The organism is Actinomyces sp. W5033 (assembly GCF_051303165.1).
In genome coordinates this window covers 41,104-65,017 of record NZ_JBPPGD010000008.1, presented here as the reverse complement: position 1 = coordinate 65,017, position 23,914 = coordinate 41,104, and the positions used below count along the sequence as shown (strand labels likewise).

Below are 23,914 nucleotides of genomic sequence, written 5' to 3'. Positions count from 1 at the left end.
GCGGGCACCGCGGCGCGGGCCTCACGGGCTCAGCCTGCGTCGGCCTGGGCTGTGGCCTGGGCTGTAGCCTGGGCGTCGGCCTCGGCGGCGGCCTGGGCGGCGATGACAAGAGGATCGGGGGCGATGCCGAGCGAGTGCATGGCGGCCAGGGCGATCTTTCGGAAGACCGGTGCGGCGACGGTACCGCCGTAGGTGCCACTGGGGCGGTTGACGACGACGGCGACGGCGATAGCCGGGTCGCGCGCGGGGACGAAGCCGACGAAGGAGGCGACCGTGCCCGAGCCCGTGAGGATCTCGGTGGTGCCCGTCTTCCCCGCCACGAGGTAGCCGTCGAGGGAGGCGGCCTCGGCGGTGCCCCCCTCCTGGGTGACGCCGATGAGCATCTCGGTGAGCGCGGCAGCGGTCTGCTCGGAGATGACGCGCACGCCCTGTGCCCGGGGCTGGAGGGTCTCGGTGCCGTCGGGGGCGATGAAGGCGTCGATGACGCGCGGGGCCACGCGCACGCCCTTGTTGGCGACGGTGGCGAGCACCTGGGCGGACTGCAGGGCCGTGCCGGCGACTCCCTGGCCGAACATCGTCGTGTAGCGGGTGCGGTCGTCCCACTCGGTCCAGTCGGACAGCAGCCCGGAGGACTCACCGGGCAGCTCGATGCCGGAGAGCTGGTTGTAGCCGAAGGCCTCGATGTAGTGGTGGCGCCGCTCGTCGGAGACGCGCTCGCCGATCTGGACGGTGCCGACGTTGGAGGACTCGGCCAGGACCTGTGCCGCCGTGAGGCGCTGGACCTCGTGCTCGTGGGAGTCCTCGAAGACCTGGCCGTTGGCGGCGGTCCAGGTGTCAGGCACGGTGAAGGTGTCCCCGGCAGTGACGACGCCCTCCTCGAGGGCCGCCGCGAAGGTCATGACCTTGCCGACGCTGCCGGGCTCGAAGACCGCCTCGACGCAGCGCGAGCCCCGGTCCTGCGGGGCCGAGGCGAGGGGGTCGGAGGGGTCCATCGCGTTGGAGTCCGCCATGACGAGCACCTTGCCGGTGGACGGCTCCATGACGACGACGCAGCCCCACTCGGCGCCCTGGGCCGTGACGACCTCATCGATGGCCTGCTGCGCGACGGTCTGGAGGTCGGCGTCCAGGGTGGTGCGCACGTCGGTGCCCGCCACGGCCTCGACCTCCTCGTGGTGCCCGGTGGGGATGTTGACGTCACCCGGGGTGCGCTCGACACTGCCGCGGCCGTCGATGCCGGTGAGCACCTCGTTCTGGGAGTACTCGAGCCCGTTGGCACCGACGAGCACGCGCGGCGGGTCCTCGTAGCTGAACCCGACGATGTTGCCGGCTACCTTACCCGCCGGGTACGAGCGGTGGGGGTGCTGGTCGGGCTCGATGCCGTGGATGTCGAGGGCTTTGATCTGCCGCCAGATCTCGGGGTTGACGGCATCGGCGATGACGACGTAGGTGCTGTTGCCGACCATGAGGGCGCCGAGCTCCTGGGCGTCCACGCCCAGCAGCGGGGCGATCTGCGCAGCGACCTCGGCGGCGCCGTGCCCGACGAGCTCGGCGGTCCTCTCCCCGGTCTCAGGGTCGTCGTGGAAGACGTAGTGCTCGTACTGGGAGATGAGACCCTGGTTGACGCCGATGTCGTAGGAGACGGAGGAGGCGGCCAGGACGGTGCCGTCCGCCGCGAGGATCCTCCCGCGGAGGGCGCGGTTGACCCAGGTCTCGGTGCGCTCGGCCAGGGCCTGCTCGGCCAGGTCGCGGCCCTTGACGAGCTGCAGCCAGGCCGTGCGCCCGGTGACCGTGGCGAAGGCCGCCACGCCCGCGGCCTGCAGGACCCGACGTCGGCTGGGGTACACGCTCTCCTACCCCCGCTTGGCCGCTGAGCCGCCGGAGGCGGTGCCGGTGGTGAGGTCAACGACCCCAGGGGCGCCGGCGGGGACCATGCCGAGCTCGGTGGCGCGCTGGGCCAGGGAGTCGGGGGCGGAGGCCTCCCGCAGCAGACCGTTGACGGTGTCGATGTGCTCGTTGACGGCGGCGAGCCGCTGCTGGGCGTCGTGCATCTTGAAGGCGGTGTCCGCCATGGCTGCGTTGAGGTAGGTCGAGGCGAACAAGGGGGTGAGGAGGATGACGAGGACCAGGAGCAGCACCGGCAGGCGCCCGCGCGCGGGCGCGACGCCGCGCACGACGTGGAGCACGGGGCGCGGGGCGTGCTCGGCGCGCGGCAGGGAGCGGCCGGACGGCCCGGGCGCGTAGGCGTGGGCGGCGCTCATCTGCGTGTCCTTCCTTGGGTGGTCCTCCTCGTGCGGTCAGCCCTGGCCGGACGCGGCCGGCTGCGGCGTGGGCCGGGTCCTGCCCCGCCGCCACCCTGCGGCTCGGGGGCCGGCGCGTCGCAGGCGGGGCGCACGCGGGTGGCGGCGCGCAGCCGCACAGGGGCAGAGCGGGGGTTGCGGGACAGCTCGTCGTCGTCGGCCCTCTCGGCGCCGTGGGTGACGGCGGCGAGGTAGGGCGCGGCGCAGCCGGGGACGAAGGGCAGGCCCTCCGGGGCGCGGGTCGTGGTGCCCGCGGTGATCGCCTGCTTGACGATGCGGTCCTCGAGGCTCTGGTAGGACTCGACGACCAGGCGTCCGCCGACCCGGATGGAGTTGAGGGCACGTGGCACGGCCCGCTCGAGGACCTCGAGCTCGGCGTTGACGGCGACGCGCAGGGCCTGGAAGGTCCGCTTGGCGGGGTGCCCGCCGGCGCGCCGGGCGGCGGCGGGGACGCTGTCACGCACCAGCTCGGCGAGGTCGGCGGTGTCGCGCACGGGCCTGCCCGCCTCGCGGCGGCGCACGAGGGCGGCGGCGATGCGTGAGGCGAAGCGCTCCTCGCCGTAGGTGCGCAGGATCCGGGTGATCTCGTGCTCGTCGGCGGTGTCGAGCAGCTGCTGCGCGGTGGTGCCGGTGGTCTGGTCCATGCGCATGTCCAGCGGGGCGGGCCGGGAGTAGGAGAAGCCGCGCCCGGCGTCGTCGAGCTGGAGGGAGGAGACACCCAGGTCCATGAGGACGGCGTCCACGGTGCCGTCACCGTAGGGGGAGGCGGTGCGAGCCACCTCGTGGACGTGGTCGTAGGTGGCGCGCACGGCCCGAAAGCGCTCACCGAAGGGGGCCAGGCGGGCGCTGGCCAGCGCGATGGCCTCGGGGTCGCGGTCGATGCCGATGACGGTGAGGGCGGCGAAGCGGCTCAGGGCGCCCTCGCTGTGCCCGCCCATGCCGAGCGTGCAGTCGATGAGGACGGGGTGGGCGGGTGCGTCGGCACCCTCGAGGGCCGGCGCGAGCAGGTCGAGGCAGCGCTGGAGGAGGACGGGGGTGTGCCGCTGGGCGGCCTCGGTGGCGAGCGGCGCCCGGGGGGCGTCAGCCTCGTGCTCACTGGTGCGGGGCACGTCCTCCTCCTTCCTGTGCGGGTGCCGTCGGGTGCGGTGGGCCCAGGCGGGCTCGTCGGGCCAGGACTCCTCCCGCAGGTTCCGGCGCCGGGGAAGGGACGTCGGACGCGTGGCGGGAGGGGACCTCGCTCGGCGAGAGCCGTCTGGCGGTCCCGGTGTGCAGTTGTGTGCTGGCGGGTCGCGGCGGCGGCCCGCCGGGTGGGCTCAGAAGAAGCCGGGGATGATCTCCTCGGCGGTGTCGGCGAAGACCTGCTCCTGGGCGGCGAGGTAGCGCTCCCAGGCGCCGGCGTCCCAGATCTCGACGCGGGCACCGGCGCCGATGACGGCGAGGTCGCGGCCGAGGCCCGCGTAGGCGCGCAGCGGGGCGGGCAGGGTGATGCGGCCCTGCTTGTCCGGGATCTGGGAGTCCGCGCCGGAGAGCATGACGCGCACGTAGTCGCGTGCCTGCTTCTGCGCGAGGGGAGCCTCACGCAGCTGGGCGTACATGCGCTCGAACTCCGCGGTGGAGAAGGCGTAGACGCAGTGCTCCTGCCCGCGGGTGAGGACGACGCCCCCGGCCAGCTCCTCACGGAACTTGGCCGGGAGGATGAGACGTCCCTTGTCGTCCAGGCGCGGGGCGTGCGTACCCAGGAACATGAGGTCCGCTCCTTCCCCCTCGACGACCCAGTGCGCCCCACAGTACCCCACTCCCCCCCACTTTCACCCACCCAGGGAGCGACGGGCGGTCACATCTGGGTCACGGACCGCACCATCGCGCCGATTACTCAGGTGGAGGGAAGTGGAGGACGCGGCGCGCCCGGGACCCCGGTGCGGCGCCGGGGCGCGGGGGCCTGCCACCCACCGCGCACCTGCGCCGCCGATGGCCGGGCACGGCCCTGACAGGGCTCCACACGGCGGCGTCCCCGCCATCGTGAGGATGGCGGGGACGCTGGGCGGGTGTTGCGGAGCGGGTCTCGTGCGGGCACCGGCACGAGGAGGTGGGAGCAAGGTGGAGGAAGGTGGGGGGGGACGTGCGAGGGCCCCTTGGACGGCGAGCGACGCGGCCGCACGACGGCCCTCAGCGCTGGGTGACCAGCAGGGCGGTCAGCGCGGCCGCAGGGGACGAGGTCTCAGCGGTTGTCCTCGCGGCGGCGCTCCCACCGCTCGGACTGGCGCTCCATGAAGCCCCGGCCCCGCCTGGCCCCGGCAGAGGGGGCCTGGGGGCGGGTGAGCACAAGCGTGACACCCCACACCGCCAGGGAGAACCCGACGACGCCGATGACCATGGACACGATGCCGTGGCCCACGCTGACCCCGCCGATGACGACGGCGAGCCCGGTGAGCACGAGCGCCACTCCGTAGCCCACGTGGCGCGGCGACAGCCGCCCCGGCGTGCGGCCCGCCTGCTCGATCGAGCTGGCGAGACCGGGGTCGTCCTCGTGGAGCTGGCGCTCGAGGTCGCGCAGCACCTGCTGCTCACGCTCCGACAGTGCCATGGCTTCCCTCCTGGCGCGGGCTCCCCCACGCTCGGCGCTCCTGAGGGACCTGCGACCAGCCCGCCGCCGCCACCAGGACGGCGCACGGGCCCAGGCGGTCCCGCTCGTGCGGACAGGATATGCGCAGGCGTGCGGCAGAGGAAAACGTGTCCACGCCCCGCCGAGCGCGCACGCCCCGCCGCGCGGCGTCTCAGCCCTGCGCCGGGTGAGAGGGGCGCAGCAGGCTGGCCGGGGAGACCGCTGCCCTGCCCCACCGCTGCCGCACGGCGTCGGCCGCCCGCTCCGGGGCGCCCCGCCGCCCGTCGTCGTCCAGGAGGAGCTGGACGCCGTCGTCGGCCCGCGACAGGCCCTCGACCCGCACCCCCAGCAGGCGGAAGCCGCCCACGGGGTCCCCCAGCGCCTCGAAGAGCTCCTCCACCACCGCGAAGACGTCACGGGCCAGGTCCGTCGGGACGCTCAGGGTCCGCGAGCGCGTCACCGTCACGAAGTCAGCGCCGCGGGCCTTGAGGACCACGGTGCGTCCCCGGGCGCCGGCCCGGCGCAGGCGCCCGGCGCACTGGTGGCACTGGTCCAGCAGCACGCGGCGGGCGTCCTCGCGGTTGGTGATCGTGTCGAAGAAGGTGGACTCGGTGCCCACGCTCTTGTCCTCCCGGCTGACGACGACCGGGCGCGGGTCGATGCCGTGGGACAGGTCGTGCAGGTGGCGCGCGGTGGCGGGCCCGAGGACCCGCTCCAGCCGGCGCACCTCCGTGGCGGCCAGGGTGCGCACATCGGTGATGCCCCAGCGGGCCAGGGCCTGGGCGCTCTTGTCCCCCACGCCCCACAGGGCACCCACCGGCAGCACGTCGAGGAAGTCCTGGGTGGCGTCGGCGGGCACGAGCAGCAGCCCGTCCGGCTTGGCGTGGGCGGAGGCGAGCTTGGCGACGAGCTTGGTGGAGGCGATGCCGACGCTGGCGGGCAGGCCCAGGCGCCGGCGCAGCTCGGCACGCACCCAGTGGCCGATGCGGACCGGTCCTCCCATGCGCCGTCGCGAGCCGGAGACGTCGAGGAAGGCCTCATCGACGCTCACCTGCTCAAGCACGGGCGTGACCTCGCCCAGGACCTCCATCACCTGGGCGGAGACACGGCTGTAGACGCCGTGGCGCACGGGCAGGACGACGGCCTGGGGACAGCGGCGCAGCGCCTCGGCCATGCTCATGGCCGAGCTCACGCCCTGGGCGCGGGCCTCGTAGGTGGCGGCGCTGACGACCCCACGGCCGTGCGTCCCTCCGACGATGACGGGGCGCCCGCACAGCTCGGGGTGCTCAAGGAGCTCGACGGAGGCGAAGAACGCGTCCATGTCCACGTGCAGGATGTTCGTGGCACTGTCGTCTTCGCCCCAGGAGCGGCGCGCGGCCTCGTTCCTGGGTGCCCGGCTCATGCGTCCAGGCTAACCTGCCTGCCGTGGCAGGTCGGAGCAGCAGGCGCGCACGCGGCGCCACGTCGCGCCCCGGCGCCACGCCGTGCCTGGCGGCGCTGCCGGTGGGAGACGTGGCGACATCCACGGGCGTGGCGCGCCTGGAGCGGCGCGAGAAGGGGGTCCTCCTTCTGCTGGACGGGACCGAGTCGTCCTGGATCGACCTGGTGGACCCCACGCACCTGGACTTCGAGTACCAGCAGCAGATGAACGCCGTCCTGGACGTGCTGCTGCCCGGGGTGCCCGTGCGCGCGGCGCACCTGGGCGGGGCGGGCTGCGCGCTGGCCCGCGCCTGGGAGGCGCTGCGGCCGGGCTCGACCCAGCTGGCGGTGGAGATCGACGCCGTGCTCGCCCAGCGCGTGCGCGAGTGGTTCGACCTGCCACGCGCGCCCCGGCTGCGCATCCGGGTGGGCGACGCCGCTGAGGTGGCCCCGTCGCTGCGCGAGGGCGAGTGGGACGTGGTGGTGCGCGACGTCTTCACGGCAGGTCGGGTGCCGGCCTCCTGCCGGACCGAGGAGCTCATGCGGGCGTGCCGCAGGGCGCTGGCGCCGGACGGGGTGTACCTGGCCAACACGGTCTCGGCGCCCCGTCAGGAGGCGGGGGCCGAGCTGGCGGCGGTGCGCCGGGTCTTCGGCGGGGGGATCGTCGTGGCGGACGCCGCCTGCGTCAGGGGCAGGAGGCGCGGCAACCTCGTCGTCGTGGCCGGCCGCAGCCCCCTGACGCCCGGGCAGGTGCAGGAGGTCGATCGCGCGGTCAGGCGGCTGCCGCTGCCGGTGCGTGCCTGGTCCCTGGACGACCCCGCCCTGCCGCGCGCCTGAGCCGCCCCGGCCGGCGGCGCTCCAAGGGCAGCGTCCCGGGGCGCTGCGGCCGGCCGCGCTCCTACCTCCCCTGGGGGCCCTCCTCGGCGGCGTCGTTGGCCTCGAGGAAGGCCTCCAGACGGGCGCCGATCTCCTCAGCGGTGGGCACGTCGAGCAGGCGCGAGATCTCGTCGGCGTCGGCTCTCGGGGGCGCGTAGGTGTCGTACTGGGCCTCGAGGGCGGCGACGACGGCGGCGACCTCCGGCTGGGAGGCGGCCTCGGCGTCGATCTCAGCACGGTTGACGGCGGCCGCGGCCTCGAGGTCCCCCAGGGGCAGCGCCAGGCCGGTGGTCTCGGCCACGGCCGACAGGAGCGCGGCGGCGCCGGCCGGGTAGTCGTCACGGGCCACGTAGTGCGGGATCGAGACCGTCAGCCCACGCGAGTCCAGGCCCGACTCGCCCAGGCGCAGCTCCAGCAGGCCGCTCATCGAGCCCGGGAACTCGACGCGGCCGAAGAAGTCGGGCTGCTCGGGCAGGAGCTCGGGGCGGTTGCCGTGGTGGTGGACGTAGGTGGGGCGCGTGTGGGGCACCGCCATGGGCATGCCGGCCATGGAGACCGCCTGCGTCACCCCCATCGTCAGGGCCAGGTGGGTGACGGCGCCGGCGAGCTCCTCCCAGCGGTAGTCGGGCTCGGCGCCGTACAGGAGCAGCAGGTCACGGCCCTCGTCGTCCTGGAGGAGGTCCAGGACGAGCTCGGGCATCTCGACCCCCGTGTAGGAGTGGGTGTCGAAGACCATCATCGGGCGGCGGGCCCGGTAGTCGATGAGGGAGTCGGTGTCGAAGGTGGCCATCCGCTCGGAGGGCAGGGTCATGAGCAGCTGCTCGACGGCGAGCCGGCCCGCGTGGCCCGCGTCCATCGCTCCGGCCAGCTGGTAGAGCAGGACGCGCGGCGCGACCGGCTCGTCCCAGGGGTGCTCCACGCTGTACAGGGGTCTCATCCTGTCCTCCTTCCGGGCGGTTGTCGGTCCACGGGCGTCGTCGGTCCACAGGCGCCCGTCGTGGTGTCCCTGACGTGCAACACGGCCGGGCTGCCTCCTGTTCCCGCGGGCCGTGGCCGGCGCGGGTGCCCATGAGCACAGGCCCGGTGTTCGCCGTCGGCGTCGGCGTCGGCACGGGTGCCCACGCTGGGACAATAATGGACGGCCCCGCGCGCCTGCGCGCACCGACCCCCGAGCACCCCGGGCACCTCCGCAAGGGCCCAGTCTGCGAGATCACGTGACCCAGCCCCCCCAGACCTGCTCCGTGCCCGACGGCGTGCGCACCAGCGCCGAGTCGGAACGTGTGAGGCAGGTGCAGGCCGAGCAGGTGTTCCTGGACACGGCCTACGGCGAGCTCGACCGCCAGCTCGAGGCCGCCCGCCAGGCGCTGGCGCGCACGGAGGCGGCAGGAGCGAGCGGCACCCACCAGTCGCGGGGCGAGCGCGACGCCTACGCCGCCCACTACGCGGGACTCGTCGCCTCCCTGGAGGGGGTCGAGGACCGGCTCGTCTTCGGCCGCATGGACCTGTCCCCTGAGGCCGTCGAGGCCGGCGCCACAAGCGCTGGGGTGACCGACGGCGGCCGACGCCACTACGTCGGGCGGACGGGGCTGCAGGACGGGCGCCGCCGCGAGGTCGTCCTCGACTGGCGCGCGCCCCTGGCCCGGGCCTTCTACCAGGCCACGGCCCGCGACCCGATGGGCCTGGTGCGCCGGCGCCACATCGACACCCGTCAGCGCCGCGTCGTCGGGCTGGAGGACGAGGTCATCGACGTCAGCGCCCTGGGCGACGACGCCTGGTCCGGCTCCCGTGCGGCGGTGGAGGGGCTGCAGGGCGAGGGCGCGCTCATCGCGGCCATGAGCGCCGCCCGCGACGGGCGCATGGGCGACATCGTCGCCACGATCCAGGCGGAGCAGGACCGCATTGTCACCAGTGACGGCAAGGGCGTGCTCGTCGTCCAGGGCGGCCCGGGCACAGGCAAGACGGCGGTGGCCCTGCACCGCGTCGCCTACCTGTTCTACTCCGAGCGCGCACGCCTGGAGCGCTCGGGGGTGCTGCTCGTGGGCCCGTCGAGGACCTTCCTGCGCTACGTCGAGCAGGTGCTGCCCTCCCTCGGTGAGACGGGGGTAGTGGCGACGACGGTCGGCGACCTCGTGCCCGGCCTGCGGGCACGAGGCACTGAGGCACCGGCGGTCCACGAGCTCAAGGGCCGGGCCCTGTGGGCCGAGGTCCTGCGGCGCGCCGTGCGCGACCTGCAACGGGTGCCCGCCGAGCCGCGCGAGATCGTCGTCGAGGGGGTGCGCCTGACCCTGCGGCCCGCGGACGTGGCCGAGGCGGTGAGCCGGGCGCGCCGGTCCGGGAGGCCCCACAACCTCGCCCGCGAGACCTTCGTGCTGTGGCTGCTCGAGCGCCTGACGGACCAGTACGCGCGCGCCACCCGCCAGGACGCCTCGGACGCGGACACGCGCGCGTGGATCCGTGAGGACATCCGCACCGCACGCGACGCCCGCCGGGAGATCAACCTGTGCTGGATGCCGACGACGCCGGTGGGCCTCCTCGAGCGCCTGTGGGCCAGGCCAGCGCTCCTGGAGCGCCTGGCGCCCGAGCTCACGGCCGCCGAGCGGGCCCTGCTCGCGCGCCCGGCGGGCTCGGAGCTGAGCCAGGCGGACGTGCCGCTCATCGACGAGCTGTGCGAGCTGCTGGGCCCCAGCGAGGACGCCCAGGCGCAGCGGGCGCGTGTGGAGGCGCGGCGCCGTGAGGAGCTGGTCTCCTACGCCGCCCAGGCCATCGCCTCCCAGGACCTGGGCGACGGCATGGTGACCGCCGAGATGCTGGCGGACCGCATGGCGGACACGGGTCCCTCGCTCACGCTGGCCGAGCGGGCGCGGGCGGACCGGACGTGGACCTACGGGCACGTCGTCGTCGACGAGGCCCAGGAGCTGGGGGCGATGGCGTGGCGGGCGCTGGCCCGGCGCTGCCCGGTGCGCTCCTTCACCGTGGTCGGGGACCTGGCCCAGTACTCGGGGCCGCACGCGCCCTCCTCCTGGGCACAGGCGCTCTCCGCCCTGGGCGCCGGTGCAGCCACCGGCAGCGGGCAGGCTCCCCGCCCCGGCCGGCGGCGCCGGGGGCACGGCGCCAGGACGGGCGGCTCGACGCCGCTGCGCGAGGAGGTCCTCACCGTCTGCTACCGCACGCCGGCGACGATCATGGCGGCCGCGGAGTCCGTGGCGCAGATGCTGGGACACCCGCCGGTGTACCCGGTGAGCTCGGCGCGCGACCTCGATGGCTGCCTGGCGGCGACGTGCCCGTCAGGGCAGGACACCGACGACGAGCAGTGGGAGCGGCTGCTGCGCGCGGTGGTGCTGGCTGAGTCGCAGGCCCTGGACGCAAGCGTCGGCGCGGGGGGCGGGCGGATGGCCGTCATCGCGCCAGACCCGGCCGCGGTGGCCCGTGTGCTGGCCCAGGAGCCGGTGCTGGAGGCCGCCATGGAGGCGCCCGGCGGGGACGTGCTGCGCGCCCGCCTGGCGGTGATGTCCCCGGTGACGAGCAAGGGGCTGGAGTTCGACACGGTGGTGCTCGTGGAGGCCGCTGAGGTGGGCCAGCGCAGCCCGGGCGACCTCTACGTGGCGATGACCAGGCCAACGCGCCGACTGCACCTGGTCTCACGCCACCGGCTGCCCGAGGGCCTGCCCGACGGCCTGACCGACGGCGTGACCGGCCGGGAGCGGACGGCCTGACCGTCCCGGCCACCAAGGGCGGCCGGGACGGCGGGGGCGCGTGGTTACGCAACCGTAGGTTACGGTTGCGTGGGGCCGCACCGCCCCAGACCGCCTCCCGGGAAGGAAGCCTCATGAGCGAGCACGTCGGCGACACCTCCGAGCGCTACCTGCGCCCCCACTACGCCCCCGGGGTCCCCGGAGTTATCGCCCCCGTCACCGAGCCCCTGTCCCGGATGCTCGACGACGCCACCCGCCGCCACCCCGACGGCCTCGCCCTCGACTTCCTGGGCGCCTCCACCACCTACGCCCAGCTGTCGCGTCAGGTCGCCCAGGCGGCTGAGGCGCTGCGTGCCCTGGGGGTGGGCCCCGGCGACGTCGTCGGCGTCATCCTGCCCAACTGCCCCCAGCACGTCGTCATCGCCTACGCCGTGTGGCGCCTGGGCGCCATCCTGGCCGAGCACAACCCGCTCGCCCCCGCCGCCCAGCTGCGCGAGCAGATCGAGATCCACCGGGGCCAGGTCATCATCGCCTGGGAGAAGACCCTCGCCCGCCTCGTGCAGGCCTCTGGCTCCCTCAGCGCGGCGGGGCTCACCGGCCGGCGCGTGCTGTCGGTGGACCTCTCGCGCCACCTGCCCTGGACCAGCCGCCTGGCCCTGAGCCTGCCCGTGGCCGCCGCCCGGGCCCAGCGCTCGGAGCTGCGCGGCCCGGTCCCCTCCGGCGTGCGCTCCTGGGACGACCTCGTGGCCGCCTGCACCCCCCTGCCCGCTGGCCACCGGCTGCCCGATGTTGACGACGTCGCCGTCCTGCTCTACACCGGCGGCACCACCGGCACCCCCAAGGCCGTCAAGCTCACCCACCGCAACCTGCGCTCCAACGCCGAGATGAGCCTGGCCTGGGCCTCCCAGACCTGCGAGCACGGACAGGAAACCTTCTACTCGGTGCTTCCGTTCTTCCACGCCTTCGGCCTGAGCCTGTCGCTGCTGTGCGCCGTCGGACTGGCGGCCACCCAGGTCATCCTGCCCAAGTTCAGCGCCGACATGGTCCTGTCGGCGTGGAAGCGCCACCCGGCCACCTTCTTCCCGGGCGTGCCGGTGATGTTCGACCGGATCGTCTCGCGCGCCAACGCCACCGGCGCGGACCTGAGCTCGTGCAAGATCGCCGTGTGCGGCGCGGCGGCGAACCCGCGGGCGGTGGCCGAGGCCTGGGAGGAGGCCACGGGGGGCGTCATCATCGAGGGCTACGGCATGACCGAGTCCTCCCCCATCACCCTGGGCAACCCCATCTCCCCCGAGCGGCGCCCCGGAGCCCTGGGCGTGCCCTTCCCCTCCACGGACGTGCGGATCGTTGACCCGGAGGACCCCGGCACCGAGGTCGCCCCCGGCGAGGTCGGCGAGCTGCTCGTGCGAGGCCCGCAGGTCTTTGTGGGCTACTGGGAGAACCCGGAGGAGACCGACGCGGTGCTCCTGCCCGGGGGCTGGCTGCGCACCGGCGACCTCGTGCGTCAGGAGGCCGACGGCTTCTACGTCATCGCCGACCGGCGCAAGGAGCTCATCATCTCGGGCGGCTTCAACATCTACCCCACCGAGGTCGAGGCGGCGGTGCGCTCGATGCCCCAGGTCGAGGACGTCGCCGTCGTCGGCCTGCCCGGGGAGGCCGGCAACGAGCGCGTCGTGGCCGCCATCGTGCCCAAGGAGGGCCAGACGGTGAGCCTGGAGCAGGTGCGCGCCTGGGCCGAGCGGACCCTGTCCCACTACGCCCTGCCCAGGCAGGTGGAGATCCTCACGGAGATGCCGCGCTCCCAGATCGGCAAGATCCTGCGCCGGGTGGTGCGTGAGGAGCTGCTCGCCGCCCGGGAGGCGGCCTCCGCGGCCTCCGACGCCGTCGCCTCCAGCATCGTCGAGAGGCTGGGCGAGGGCGGGCGGGAGCGCAGGGGCGGCCCGGGCGACGGGGAGGGCAGGTCCCGCACGCACCGGTGACCGGGGCGTCGCCCCGGTCACCTCAGAGCGGGTGCGCTCAGAGCAGGCCCTGGGCCTGGAGCACCTCACGCAGGGCGGCGACCTCCGCGGCCTCGGCGCGCACCAGCGGCAGGCGCACGGTGGCCTCGGGCAGACGCCCCTGGAGCGCCAGCGCCTCCTTGGCCATGACCGCGCCCTGGCCGCCGCCCATGATGGCGCGCACGAGCGGGCGGATGCGCTGGGCGACCTTGCGGGCGCCGTCGAGGTCACCGGCGTCGACCTCGGTGATCATCTCACGCCAGGAGTGGGCGTCGGCGTGGGCGACGACGGACACGACGCCGGAGGCGCCGTGGGCGAGCCAGGCGAAGTTGAGGCCGTCGTCACCGGAGTAGTACTCCAGACCGGTGGCCTCCATGCGCTCGAAGCCCTGCTCGACGTCCCCGGTGGCGTCCTTGACGGCCTTGACGCGGGGGTGCTCGGCCAGGCGCGCGAGAGTCTCGTCGAGGATCCTCACCCCGGTGCGCCCGGGGATGTCGTAGAGCATGACCGGCAGGTCCGTGGCCTCAACGACGGCCATGATGTGCTGGTGGACGCCCTCCTGGCTGGGCCGGTTGTAGTAGGGGGCGTTGATGAGCAGCGCCTCGGCCCCGGCCTCCTGGGAGCCGACGCCGATACGCACCGCGTGGGCGGTGTCGTTGGAGCCGGCGCCCGCCATGAGCATGGCGCGCCCGGCGAGGGCGTCCTTGACCTCGCGCAGCAGCGTCTGCTTCTCCGGCAGGTGGGTGGTGGGGGCCTCCCCGGTGGTGCCGGCCAGGAGGATGAGGTCGGCGCCGTCGTCAACGAGGCTGACGGCCAGTGCCTGGGCGGCCTCGACGTCAATGGAGCCGTCGGCGTGGAAGGGCGTGACCATGGCGACGCCGACGGAGCCGAAGGACCGGGGGGGAAGAGCACTCATGGGCTCAGCGTACCGTCCGGCCCGCGAGCCGAAGGAGGTGGGGTCACGGCCGTCACAGCCGGCGCCGGCGGTGCGCATAGGCTGCGGGTATGACCTTGCCCCGCTCCGCCAGCGACCGCCTGCCCTCCCCCGCCGTGGGTGCACCGCCCTCCGTGCGCCCGGCGTCTGGGGCGGACCTCGAAGCCATCGGGCGGGTACAGGCCTCCACGATGACCTCCTCCCTGCGGGCGGCCCACGGCGCCGAGCACGACGGCGCACCGCTGCCGGCGGGCGTCGAGGCGATGGTGGCGCCGCCGGTGCTGGCCGCCGGCTGGGAACGAGCCGTGCTCGAGCCGCCCTCGGCCCGGCACCACGTGCTGGTGGCCACGCTCGGCGAGCAGGTCGTCGGCCTGGTGGGCCTGGCCCCCACCGAGGGGCTCGCCGTCGACGAGGAGGGGGCCCCGGCCGCGGGTGCGCCCCAGCGGGCGGCGGAGGTCACGGCGCTGGGTGTGTCTGCGGCCCACCAGCGCCAGGGCCACGGCTCGCGGCTGCTGGCGGCGGCGAGCGACCTGGCCCGCGAGGACGGTGCGAACGTCCTGCTGGCCTGGGTGCTGCGCGGGGACTCCTCCCTGGCCTCCTTCCTCACGGGCACGGGGATGCAGCGCACCGAGTCCCACCGGCTTCTGCCGGTGGGTGAGGGCGTCGTCGAGGAGCTGTGGGTCGCAGACCTGTGACAGAGGCGTGCCGGGGTGGAGGGGCTGTGGCACCGGGGCTCAGGGCCTCACAGGTCCATGACGGCGTCCAGGCCGATGGTCAGGCCCTGGCGGGAGCCGACCTCGCGCACGGCCAGGACGACACCGGGCATGAAGGAGGAGCGGTCGAAGGAGTCGGTGCGCACGGTCAGCTGCTCGCCGGGGTTGCCGAGCACGACCTCCTCGTGGGCGGTCAGGCCCCGCAGGCGCACCGCGTGGACGCGCACGCCGTCCACCAGACCGCCCCGGGTGCCCAGGGGGTCGGACTCGGTGGCGTCGGGTGAGGGTCCCACGCCGGCGGCCGCGCGGGCGGCTGCGACGGCGCGGGCGGTGGCGACGGCGGTGCCGGAGGGGGCGTCGACCTTGTTCGGGTGGTGCAGCTCGATGACCTCGACGGACTCGAAGTAGGGCGCGGCCATAGCGGCGAAGCGCATGGCCAGGACGGCGGAGAGGGCGAAGTTGGGGGCGATGAGCACGCTGCGCCCGGCGGCCTCGGGACGCGCCAGGTGCTCGCGCACCCGGGCGTAGGACTCCTCGTCCCAGCCGGTGGTGCCCACGACGACATCGACGCCGGCGTCGATGAGGGCGTGGACATTGGCCTCGGTGACGGCCGGGACGGTGAAGTCCACGGCGACGTCGGCGCCGCACAGGGCCTGGGCACTGATGGTGTCGCCGGCATCGAGGCGGGCGACGAGCTCAAGGCCCTCCGCCTCCTCAACGGCACGGCAGACGGTCGATCCCATGCGCCCAGCGGCGCCTGTCACTGCAACACGGATGGTCATGGCACCAGCCTATCGGGGCGGCGAGCGCAGCAGGTGTCGCTCAGGACCGGGGGCCGACGAGGACGCGGGTGCGGGCCTGCCCCGCGAGCCAGACCGCCAGCTCACGCACCTGATCTGCCGTGACCGCCTCGAGCTGGCGCAGGTTCTCATCCATGGAGCGCAGACGTCCCGTGACGACCTCTGCTCGCCCAAGGCGCCCCATGCGCGCCAAGGAGTCCTCACCCCCGAGCACCATCGCCCCGCCGATCTGGCCGCGAGCCCGGGCCATCTCGCGCTGCGTCGGCCCGTCCGCCGCCAGGGCCTCGAACTCACCGACCATGACGGCACAGACCTCCTCGACGTCGCCCGGCGCGCACCCGGCGTACAGGCCGAAGGCTCCCGCACCGGCGTAGGAGGCGTCGAAGGCGTAGGTCGTGTACGCCAGGCCGCGCTTCTCACGCACCTCCTGGAACAGGCGCGAGGACATGCCCCCGCCGAGGATCGTCGTGAGCACGCTCATGGTCCAGCGCCGCTCATCGCGCACGGCGATGCCCTGGCAGGCCAGGTACACGTGCGACTGCTCCGAGTCGCGCTCAATGGTGACGTCCCGGACCTCCAGCGCGGTGAAGGGCTCCACCTCGAAACGGCGCTCGCGCGGCGCAGCGCCGGCGCTGGCGTCCCAGCCGGCCACGGCGAGGTCGGCGGCGACGCGCTCGCACACCTGCTCATGGTCAACGGCGCCGGCCACCGCCACGACGAGCGTGTCCGAGGCGTAGGTGCGCCGGTAGTGCTCCCACACGGCGTCACGCGGCACGGCGGTGACCGTCTCCGGCGTGCCGCCGATGGGGCGGCCCAGGGGGGTCCCCTCACCGAAGGCGGCGCGGGCGAAGGCCTCGTGGGCGACGTCCTGGGGGTCGTCGGCGGCGTCAGCGAGCTCGGAGACGATGACGCTGCGCTCGGTCTCCACCTCCTTGGGATCCAGCAGCGAGGAGGTCACCATGTCGGTGATGACGTCGAGGGCCTCCATGGAGTCCTGCCCCTGGACACGCGCGTAGTAGGAGGTGTGCTCCTTGGCCGTGGCGGCGTTGGACTCGCCGCCGATCATGTCGAAGGCCTCAGCGATGGCGCGGGCGTCGCGCGTGGCCGTTCCCTTGAACAGCAGGTGCTCGAGGAAGTGGGTCGAGCCCTCCTGGCCGGCCACCTCGTCGCGGGAGCCGACGCCGAACCACATGCCCATGCTCGTCGAGCGCAGCCCCGGCACGGACTCCGTGATGACCCGCACCCCTCCGGGCAGGACGGAGCGGCGCAGCAGGGCACCGTCGTCAACCAGGGCCAGCTCGGTGGCCGGGTCGCCGGCGACGCCGCGCTCAAGAGCGACCTCGGCGTAGGAGGCGCCGGTGGGGCGCGGGGACGGGGCAGGGGCGGAGGATGCGGTCACCGGGCGAGCCTAACGGTGCCGCCCGCCCGGGCAAGAACCCGGCTGCGCACGCGGTGGGGCCGGGTGGGTCTGTCCCCACCCGGCCCCACCGGATCAGCTGCTCACCGCCTGGCGGCGGCCGGTGCCGGCGTCAGCACCGCGCGAGCCTCAGTCCTCGTCCGCGCAGTCCTCCACGGTGCGAGTGCGACGGCGGCGCGGGCGGCGCTCACGGCGCTCGCCGTCGGCCTCGCTGCGCTCACGGCGCGGGCGGCGCTCACGGCGCTCAGAGCCCTCGCCATCCTCACGCGAGCCACGGGCCTCCTCCTCGGCCGCCAGCTGCTCCTCCGTGAGGACCGCGTGCAGGCTGAGCTTGCCGCGCTGGTCGATCTCGGCGAGCTCGACCTGGACCTTGTCACCGACGGTGAGGACGTCGTCAACGTTCTCCACGCGCTTGCCGCCCACGAGACGACGGATCTGCGAGATGTGCAGCAGGCCGTCCTTGCCCGGCGACAGGGACACGAAGGCGCCGAAGGTCGTGGTCTTGACGACCGTGCCGATGAAGCGCTCGCCGATCTCCGGCATCTGAGGGTTGGCGATGGCGTTGACCGCGTCGCGGGCCGCCTCGGCGGAGGGGCCGTCGGAGGCGCCGATGTAGACGGTGCCGTCGTCCTCGACCGTCAGGTCCGCGCCGGTGTCCTCCTGGATCTGGTTGATCATCTTGCCCTTGGGGCCGATGACCTCGCCGATCTTGTCCACCGGGATGTGAACCGTGAGCACGCGCGGGGCCGTGGGGGCCATCTCGTCCGGTCCGTCGATGGCCTGCTCCATGACGTCGAGGATGTAGAAGCGGGCGTCGCGGGCCTGGCCGAGCGCGCCGGCCAGGACCTCGGAGGGCAGGCCGTCGAGCTTGGTGTCGAGCTGGAGGGCGGTGATGAACTCGCGGGTGCCGGCCACCTTGAAGTCCATGTCGCCGAAGGCGTCCTCGCTGCCGAGGATGTCGGTGAGGGTGGCCCACTTCGTCTCACCGTCGATGACCTCGTGCATGAGTCCCATGGCGATGCCCGCGACGGGGGCCTTGAGCGGCACACCGGCGTTGAGCAGGGACATGGTGGAGGCGCACACCGAGCCCATCGACGTCGAGCCGTTGGAGCCCAGGGCCTCGGAGACCTGGCGGATCGCGTAGGGGAAGTCGTCGCGGTTGGGGATGACGGGGGCCAGGGCACGCTCCGCCAGGGCGCCGTGGCCCACCTCGCGGCGCTTGGGGGCGCCGACGCGGCCGGTCTCACCGGTAGAGAAGGGCGGGAAGACGTACTGGTGCATGTAGCGCTTGTGCGTCACCGGCGACAGGTCGTCGATCTGCTGCTCCATGCGCAGCATGTTGAGGGTGGTGACACCCAGGATCTGGGTCTCGCCGCGCTCGAAGATGGCCGAGCCGTGCACGCGGGGCAGGACCTCGACCTCCGCACCCAGGGTGCGGATGTCCTTCAGGCCACGCCCGTCCATGCGGATGCCCTCGGTGAGGGTGCGGTGGCGCACGTGCTTCTTGGTCACGGAGCGGAAGGCCGCCTTGAGGGCCTTGGTGTCCTCCTCGGCGGGGAAGTCCGCAGCGAGGTCCGCCAGGACGGCGTCGCGCACGGCGTCGGTGGCAGCGTCGCGGGCCTGCTTGCCCTCGGTGGCGATGGCGGAGGCGAGGTCGTGGGCCTCAGCGGCCTTCTCGACGGCGGCGTACTGCTCGTCGGAGTAGTCCAGGTAGAGCGGGAACTCGGCCGTGGGCTTGGAGGCGCGGGCGGCGACCTCCATCTGGGCCTCGCACAGGGCCTTGATGTGGGGCTTGGCGGCCTCGAGGGCGGAGGCGACCACCGGCTCAGTCGGGGCGGTGGCGCCCTGGGCGATGAGGTCGAAGGCGTTCTCGGTGGCGCCGGCCTCGACCATCATGATGGCGACGTCGCCGTCCTCGAGGACGCGGCCGGCGACGACCATGTTGAAGGTGGCGCGCTCGAGCTCGCTGTAGCGGGGGAAGGCGACCCACTGTCCGTCGATGAGGGCCAGGCGGGTGCCGGCCACGGGACCGGCGAAGGGCAGGCCCGCGATCTGGGTGGACATGGAGGCCGCGTTGATGGCCAGCACGTCGTAGGCGTCGTCAGGGTGGATGGCCAGGACGGTCTCAACGACCTGGACCTCGTTGCGCAGGCCCTTGACGAAGGACGGGCGCAGCGGGCGGTCGATGAGGCGGCAGGCGAGGATGGCGGAGGTGCCGGCGCGGCCCTCGCGGCGGAAGAAGGAGCCGGGGATGCGGCCGGCGGCGTACTGGCGCTCCTCCACGTCAACGGTGAGCGGGAAGAAGTCGAACTGGTCCTTGGGGTGCTTGCCCACGGTGGTGGCCGACAGGATCGCGGTCTCGCCGTCGAGGTAGGCCATGGCGGAGCCGGCGGCCTGCTTGGCGAGGCGGCCGGTCTCGAAGCGGACCACGCGCGTGCCGAAGGCGCCGTTGTCGATCACGGCCTCAGCAGCGGTGACCTCGGGGTCGTCAATGAACATCTGTGACGTGTCTCTTTCTCAGTCAATGCGAACGCCTCGATCCTAGCCTCCCGGCCCCCACGATGGCTGGGCGGCGGATGGCCGGGGTGCGTGAGATGGGCCGCGCCCCGTGGACAGGGCGAGGGCCCCGCCAGCTCGTGGCAGGGCCCTCGGCGGGTCGGTGCGGGCGCTGTGCCCGCGGCGCTCGCTCAGCGACGGATGCCGAGGCGGGCAATGAGGGAGCGGTAGCGCTCGATGTCCTCCTTCATGAGGTAGTCGAGCAGACGACGACGCTTACCGATGAGGAGGTACAGGCCACGACGCGAGTGGTGGTCGTGGGTGTGGGTCTTGAAGTGCTCGGTGAGGTTCTTGATGCGCTCGCTCAGGACGGCGACCTGGACCTCCGGGGAGCCCGTGTCACCCTCGTGGGTGGCGTACTCGGCGATGAGCTCGGTCTTGCGCTCGGCGGAAATCGACATGCGGACTCCTTGTTCTCGTTGCACGGAGCGCCGGGGCTTGTCCTCCCGGGCATGACACGTCCGTGGCCGATCGACGGCCCGCTCACGATACCAGCGCCCGCGCCGGGAGGCGCCGCCCCAGGGCCGTGCGGGCCTGTGGGACCGGGCACAGGCACCCGCGGGAGCGGCCGGGGCTCAGGCCGTGACGTCCTCGGGCCGCAGGGGGCCGGGGGCCGGCACCCCCAGGACGGCGGCGCAGCTGACGACGTCGCGGCGCATCTGCGCCAGCAGGGGCTCGAGCCCGTCGAAGGCCAGCATGGGGCGCAGGCGCTCGACGAGCTCGACCCCCACGACCTCACCGTACAGGTCCAGGTCCGTGCGTCCCAGCACGTGCGCCTCGACAACCCGCTCGGGCACGTCGTCGAAGGTGGGGTTGGTACCGATCGAGACGGCGGCCGCCAGCCGCTCCTCCCCCGCAGCCTGGTCCTCACCGGAGCCCGGCGAGCGCACGAGCCAGCCCGCGTAGACCCCGTCGGGCGGCACGACGCCGGCGGTCGCGGCCTCAAGGTTCGCCGTCGGGAAGCCGATCTCCCGGCCGCGCTTGTGACCGTGCACGACGGTGCCGCGCAGGCGGTGGGCCCGCCCGAGGACCTCGGCGGCCCCGGCGACGTCGCCCTCCTCGAGCAGCTGGCGCACCCAGGTCGAGGACCAGCGCCGCCCGCAGGGGGCGAGCACGTCGCGGACGATCTCCACCTCGAGGCCGTCCGCGGCCCCGATCTGCTCCAGGGTGCGGGCGTCGCCCTCGTTGCCCCGGCCGAAGCGCACGTCGTCGCCGACGACGACGGCCCGTGCCCCGAGCAGGCCCTCGAGCCACGTGCGCACGAAGTCCTCGGCGCCCTGGTCGGCGAAGTCGAGGGTGTAGTGCACGACGAGGACCGCGTCCAGGCCCGTGGAGGCCAGCAGGGTGAGGCGGTCGGCCAGCGAGGCGACCATCGGCAGGTGCTGGCCCGGCCGGTGGACCTGGGCCGGGTGCGGGTCGAAGGTGACGGCGACCGTGCGGGGGCGAGCGGTGCCGGGACGACGGGAGGCGAGGTCCGCGGCGCGCGCGGCCAGGCGTGCGAGCACCGCCCGGTGCCCTCGGTGGACGCCGTCGAAGACCCCGATGGTGACGACCGAGCCGGGCCCCGAGGGGTCCCGCAGCTCCTCAGGCACCTGCTCGGCGCCGTACCAGACCTCCACGGGGCTCAGTGGGAGCCGCAGCCGCAGCGGCCGTGTGCGTGCCGGCCGCCGTGCCCGTGGCCCCCGCAGCCGCAGCCTCCACCCTGGGAGGGAGCGGGCGCGGAGACGTCGCGCAGGCCCAGGAGGTTGCCGGCCTTGCGCCCGGGGACGACGCCCGCCGGGGCGGGTGCCTCACCGGGCCGTTCCTGCTGCCGCGCGGTTCGGTGGTGCCCGCCGCACCCGCCGGGCGCGGCGCCCGTGCCGGCCCGGTCCGTCTGCTCGTCCTGCTCGCTCATGGCTCTCCTAGGTCGCCGGGCTCACCGGCGGTCGGCTGCGTGTCAGCGTGTCCCGGCCCCATGGCGGGGGCGAGGACGAGCACGGGCCGCGTGCGGCCCTTGCCGGTGGTCAACAGTGCCACGACCTCACCGTCGGGAGCGAAACCCGCGAGGACGGGGCGCGCCCTGAGGGCGCCGTCCGGGCGCCGCTCCTTGGGGACCACGGCACGCTCGGGGGTGACGGCACGGGCGGCGACGTCCTCACCGAGGACCTGGCCGTAGGCGAGGGCGCGGGCCTCGTCCTCGTCCAGCGCCACGGCCGGGAAGCAGCGCCGGGCGACCGCGCTCAGGCTCATCGTGCGCAGTCCCGACGGCGGCTCGGCGTCGGCCCCGGCCTCCACCTGCCGGGCAGCGGCCTTGAGCGTGAGGGCCTCACCGACGTCGAAGGGGCCGACGGCCGTGCGCCGCAGGACCGTCAGGTGCGCCCCGCAGCCCAGCGCCCGCCCGAGGTCGCGGGCCAGGGCGCGCACGTAGGTGCCTGAGGAGCAGCAGACGCACAGGTCGATGTCGACGACGTCGGTGCCGTCGGGCGCCGTCGAGGGGCGCGGGCCGCCGGCCCGGGTCAGGGCGTGGACCGTGACCGGGCGGGCTGCGAGGGCGACGTCCTGGCCCCCACGCACGCGCGCGTAGGCGCGCACGCCGTCAACCTTGACGGCACTGACGGCGCTGGGCACCTGCATGAGGTCCCCGGTGAGGCGGGCCAGGGCGGCGTCGAGGCGCGCGGGCAGGTCCTCCTGCGGCGTGCAGCCGTGGCGGGCGGTGACCTCGCCCTCAGCGTCGTCGGTGACGGTCTCCTGCCCCAGCCTCAGGGTGGCGGTGTAGGTCTTGTCCGCGCCCACGAGGTAGGTCAGCAGCCGGGTCGCCCTGCCCAGGCCGATGATGAGAAGGCCCGTGGCCATGGGGTCGAGGGTCCCGGCGTGGCCGACCTTGCGCGTGGCCGCGAGCCTGCGGGTCATGGCGACGACGTCGTGGCTCGTCAGGCCGCTGGGCTTGTCGATGAGCAGCAGGCCGTCTGGGGCGGTGACGGTGCCGCGGGGCACCGCAGGACGGTTCCGGGCGGCGCCGGTGCGGCCGTTCACGCCCGGGTGCCCGGCTCGCCGGTGGGGGCGTCCTCGTCGTCGGCGCCGCCCTCGCCGTCCTCGTCGTCGTGACGGTAGGGGTCCGCCTCGCCCGCGTAGGAGGCCCCCGCACAGGTGCGGGCGATCTGCTCATCCTTGGCGCGCGCCTGGGCGAGGGCGTCCTCGAAGGTGCGGGCCTGGGTGGGCAGCGCGTCGAGCTGGAAGGTGATCGACGGGGTCAGGCGGATGCCGAGCGCCCTGCCGACCTCTGAGCGGATGAGGCCCGTCGCCGAGCGCAGGGCGGCGGCCGTCTCGCGGCGCTCTCGCTCAGAGCCGTAGACCGTGTAGAAGACCGTGGCCTGCTGCAGGTCACCGGTGACCCGCACGTCGGTGACGGTGACGAAGCCGAGACGCGAGTCCTTGATCCGTCCCTGGAGCATACGGGCGACGGTCTCGTGGATACGGTCGGCGACCTTGCGGGCGCGGGCGGCGTCAGCCATGGAAGCTCCTAGGGTCAGCGGGGCACGTCGGCGGGAGTGCCGGCGGGCGATTGTCTCAGATACCTGCCAGGTGCGCAGCCTCACGCCTCACACCGTTAGCATCTGCCCACTGTCCCAGGAACGAGCCCGTATGCCCTCGCCCACCTCACCGTCCACCGCCTCCCAGCAGCGCGGCACCGCCCTCGTGCTGGGCACCTACGCCCTGTGGGGACTCTTCCCGCTCTACTTCCGGCTCCTGGACGCCGCGGGAGCCCTTGAGATCCTCAGCTACCGGATCACCTTCACCGCGCTCACCTGCCTCCTGCTCGTGACCGTGACCCGCGCCTGGGCGCGGGTGCGCGCCGTGCTCGCAGCCCCGCGCCAGCTGCTGGCCCTCGCCGCCGCCGGCGTGCTCATCACCCTCAACTGGCTCACCTACGTCTACGGCGTCAACACGGGCCGCACGGCCGACGCCGCCCTGGGCTACTTCATCAACCCGCTCGTGACAGTGGCCCTGGCGGCGCTGGTCCTCAGAGAGCGCCTGCGCCGTGCCCAGAAGGTGGCCATCGTGCTGGCGGTGGTCTCCGTCGCCGTGACCGCCCAGGGCAGCCTGCCCTGGATCTCCCTGGCGCTGGCGGCCACCTTTGGCCTGTACGGGCTGGTGAAGAACCAGGTGCGGGTGGACGCGCTGACGGGACTGACCTTAGAGACCTGCCTGGTGCTGCCGCTGGGCCTGGGCCACCTCACCCACCTCGCCCTCACCGGGACCTCCACGCTCCAGGGGCCTGAGGGCTCAGCCGGCCTGGCCGCCCTGCTCGTGCTCGCCGGGCCGGTGACGGCGGCGCCGCTGCTGCTCTTCGCCGCAGGAGCCCGACGCGTGCCACTGTCCACAGTCGGCATCGTGCAGTTCTTCTCCCCACTCATGCAGTTCCTCCTGGCCTGGCTCGTGCTCGGCGAGACGATCTCCCCGGCCCGCTGGGCGGCCATGTCGCTCATCGTGGTGGCGACGGTCATCTTCTCCGTGGACCTGGCGACGCAGATGCGTGTGCTGGGCGGCTCGCCGTCGGCAACCTCGAAGCGGTGACGGGGCAGGCCGGGGGCCGCCCACCGTGTGGTGGGCGGCCCCCGGCCCAACCCCGCG

The 23,914-nt window shown here is 74.1% G+C and carries 21 protein-coding genes; 5 read left to right on the top strand and 16 right to left on the bottom strand.

The window, feature by feature from the left end; genetic code table 11:
- Positions 1 to 29: 29 nt before the first annotated feature.
- The 6 genes from ACSJJR_RS07045 to dinB form a co-directional block, all read right to left on the bottom strand.
- A complete protein-coding gene (locus ACSJJR_RS07045) occupies positions 30 to 1,844 on the bottom strand; it encodes a peptidoglycan D,D-transpeptidase FtsI family protein (protein ID WP_435942867.1) in 1,815 nt (604 codons plus the stop codon).
- A 6-nt stretch (positions 1,845 to 1,850) separates the two neighbouring features.
- A complete protein-coding gene (locus ACSJJR_RS07040; RefSeq protein ID WP_435942866.1) occupies positions 1,851 to 2,258 on the bottom strand; it encodes a hypothetical protein in 408 nt (135 codons plus the stop codon).
- The gene (gene rsmH, locus ACSJJR_RS07035) at positions 2,255 to 3,406 is read right to left on the bottom strand and encodes a 16S rRNA (cytosine(1402)-N(4))-methyltransferase RsmH (protein WP_435942865.1); all 1,152 of its coding nucleotides are present in this window, start codon (positions 3,404 to 3,406) and stop codon (positions 2,255 to 2,257) included. Before rsmH ends, ACSJJR_RS07040 begins: the two co-directional genes overlap by 4 nt.
- 204 nt (positions 3,407 to 3,610) lie before the next feature.
- Entirely contained in the window at positions 3,611 to 4,042 is a 432-nt protein-coding gene (gene mraZ, locus ACSJJR_RS07030) for a division/cell wall cluster transcriptional repressor MraZ (protein ID WP_435942864.1), read from the bottom strand.
- Positions 4,043 to 4,515: 473 nt separating this feature from the next.
- Positions 4,516 to 4,881 (bottom strand): DUF3040 domain-containing protein, encoded by a 366-nt coding sequence (locus ACSJJR_RS07025; protein ID WP_435942863.1) that lies wholly within the window; start codon positions 4,879 to 4,881, stop codon positions 4,516 to 4,518.
- 190 nt (positions 4,882 to 5,071) lie between these two features.
- Entirely contained in the window at positions 5,072 to 6,301 is a 1,230-nt protein-coding gene (gene dinB / locus ACSJJR_RS07020; protein ID WP_435942862.1) for a DNA polymerase IV, read from the bottom strand.
- A gap of 110 nt (positions 6,302 to 6,411) precedes the next feature.
- On the opposite strand from dinB, the gene ACSJJR_RS07015 reads away from it, so the two are divergent.
- Positions 6,412 to 7,155: a spermidine synthase gene (locus ACSJJR_RS07015; RefSeq protein ID WP_435942861.1), complete on the top strand. Its 744-nt coding sequence runs from the start codon at positions 6,412 to 6,414 to the stop codon at positions 7,153 to 7,155.
- 61 nt (positions 7,156 to 7,216) lie between these two features.
- On the opposite strand, the gene ACSJJR_RS07010 is transcribed toward ACSJJR_RS07015, so the two are convergent.
- On the bottom strand, positions 7,217 to 8,131 hold the full coding sequence (locus ACSJJR_RS07010; protein ID WP_435942860.1) for a proteasome assembly chaperone family protein: 915 nt from the start codon (positions 8,129 to 8,131) through the stop codon (positions 7,217 to 7,219).
- 277 nt (positions 8,132 to 8,408) lie between these two features.
- On the opposite strand from ACSJJR_RS07010, the gene ACSJJR_RS07005 reads away from it, so the two are divergent.
- Both ACSJJR_RS07005 and ACSJJR_RS07000 read left to right on the top strand, forming a co-directional pair.
- A complete protein-coding gene (locus tag ACSJJR_RS07005) occupies positions 8,409 to 10,907 on the top strand; it encodes a HelD family protein (protein ID WP_435942859.1) in 2,499 nt (832 codons plus the stop codon).
- A 113-nt stretch (positions 10,908 to 11,020) separates the two neighbouring features.
- Positions 11,021 to 12,865, top strand: coding sequence for an AMP-binding protein (locus tag ACSJJR_RS07000; RefSeq protein WP_435942858.1), 1,845 nt, complete (start codon positions 11,021 to 11,023; stop codon positions 12,863 to 12,865).
- A gap of 37 nt (positions 12,866 to 12,902) precedes the next feature.
- On the opposite strand, the gene dapA is transcribed toward ACSJJR_RS07000, so the two are convergent.
- Entirely contained in the window at positions 12,903 to 13,799 is an 897-nt protein-coding gene (gene dapA / locus ACSJJR_RS06995; RefSeq protein ID WP_435942857.1) for a 4-hydroxy-tetrahydrodipicolinate synthase, read from the bottom strand.
- Between the two features lie 89 nt (positions 13,800 to 13,888).
- Between dapA and ACSJJR_RS06990 the strand changes: the two genes are divergently transcribed.
- On the top strand, positions 13,889 to 14,512 hold the full coding sequence (locus tag ACSJJR_RS06990) for an N-acetyltransferase family protein (RefSeq protein WP_435942856.1): 624 nt from the start codon (positions 13,889 to 13,891) through the stop codon (positions 14,510 to 14,512).
- Positions 14,513 to 14,559: 47 nt separating this feature from the next.
- Here ACSJJR_RS06990 and dapB read toward each other — a convergent pair whose 3' ends face one another.
- The 8 genes from dapB to rbfA form a co-directional block, all read right to left on the bottom strand.
- The gene (gene dapB / locus ACSJJR_RS06985) at positions 14,560 to 15,312 is read right to left on the bottom strand and encodes a 4-hydroxy-tetrahydrodipicolinate reductase (RefSeq protein ID WP_435942855.1); all 753 of its coding nucleotides are present in this window, start codon (positions 15,310 to 15,312) and stop codon (positions 14,560 to 14,562) included.
- A gap of 40 nt (positions 15,313 to 15,352) precedes the next feature.
- On the bottom strand, positions 15,353 to 16,729 hold the full coding sequence (locus ACSJJR_RS06980; protein WP_435942854.1) for a M16 family metallopeptidase: 1,377 nt from the start codon (positions 16,727 to 16,729) through the stop codon (positions 15,353 to 15,355).
- 147 nt (positions 16,730 to 16,876) lie between these two features.
- Positions 16,877 to 19,246 carry a polyribonucleotide nucleotidyltransferase gene (locus tag ACSJJR_RS06975; RefSeq protein ID WP_435942853.1) on the bottom strand — a complete coding sequence of 790 codons (2,370 nt, stop codon included), beginning with the start codon at positions 19,244 to 19,246 and terminating at the stop codon, positions 16,877 to 16,879.
- 188 nt (positions 19,247 to 19,434) lie between these two features.
- Positions 19,435 to 19,704, bottom strand: a complete 270-nt coding sequence (rpsO, locus tag ACSJJR_RS06970) for a 30S ribosomal protein S15 (protein ID WP_435942852.1) — start codon at positions 19,702 to 19,704, stop codon at positions 19,435 to 19,437.
- Positions 19,705 to 19,878: 174 nt separating this feature from the next.
- Positions 19,879 to 20,922 (bottom strand): bifunctional riboflavin kinase/FAD synthetase, encoded by a 1,044-nt coding sequence (locus ACSJJR_RS06965; RefSeq protein ID WP_435942851.1) that lies wholly within the window; start codon positions 20,920 to 20,922, stop codon positions 19,879 to 19,881.
- Between the two features lie 5 nt (positions 20,923 to 20,927).
- Complete coding sequence (locus ACSJJR_RS06960; RefSeq protein WP_435942850.1) at positions 20,928 to 21,197, bottom strand: hypothetical protein; 270 nt, start codon at positions 21,195 to 21,197, stop codon at positions 20,928 to 20,930.
- Positions 21,194 to 22,276, bottom strand: a complete 1,083-nt coding sequence (truB, locus tag ACSJJR_RS06955; RefSeq protein WP_435942849.1) for a tRNA pseudouridine(55) synthase TruB — start codon at positions 22,274 to 22,276, stop codon at positions 21,194 to 21,196. The genes ACSJJR_RS06960 and truB overlap by 4 nt, the downstream gene beginning before the upstream one ends.
- Before the next feature lie 35 nt (positions 22,277 to 22,311).
- Positions 22,312 to 22,794, bottom strand: a complete 483-nt coding sequence (gene rbfA / locus ACSJJR_RS06950; RefSeq protein WP_435942848.1) for a 30S ribosome-binding factor RbfA — start codon at positions 22,792 to 22,794, stop codon at positions 22,312 to 22,314.
- A 130-nt stretch (positions 22,795 to 22,924) separates the two neighbouring features.
- Here rbfA and rarD point away from each other — a divergent pair, with 130 nt between their 5' ends.
- Positions 22,925 to 23,857 (top strand): EamA family transporter RarD, encoded by a 933-nt coding sequence (rarD, locus tag ACSJJR_RS06945; RefSeq protein WP_435942847.1) that lies wholly within the window; start codon positions 22,925 to 22,927, stop codon positions 23,855 to 23,857.
- The last annotated feature ends 57 nt before the right edge of the window (positions 23,858 to 23,914 follow it).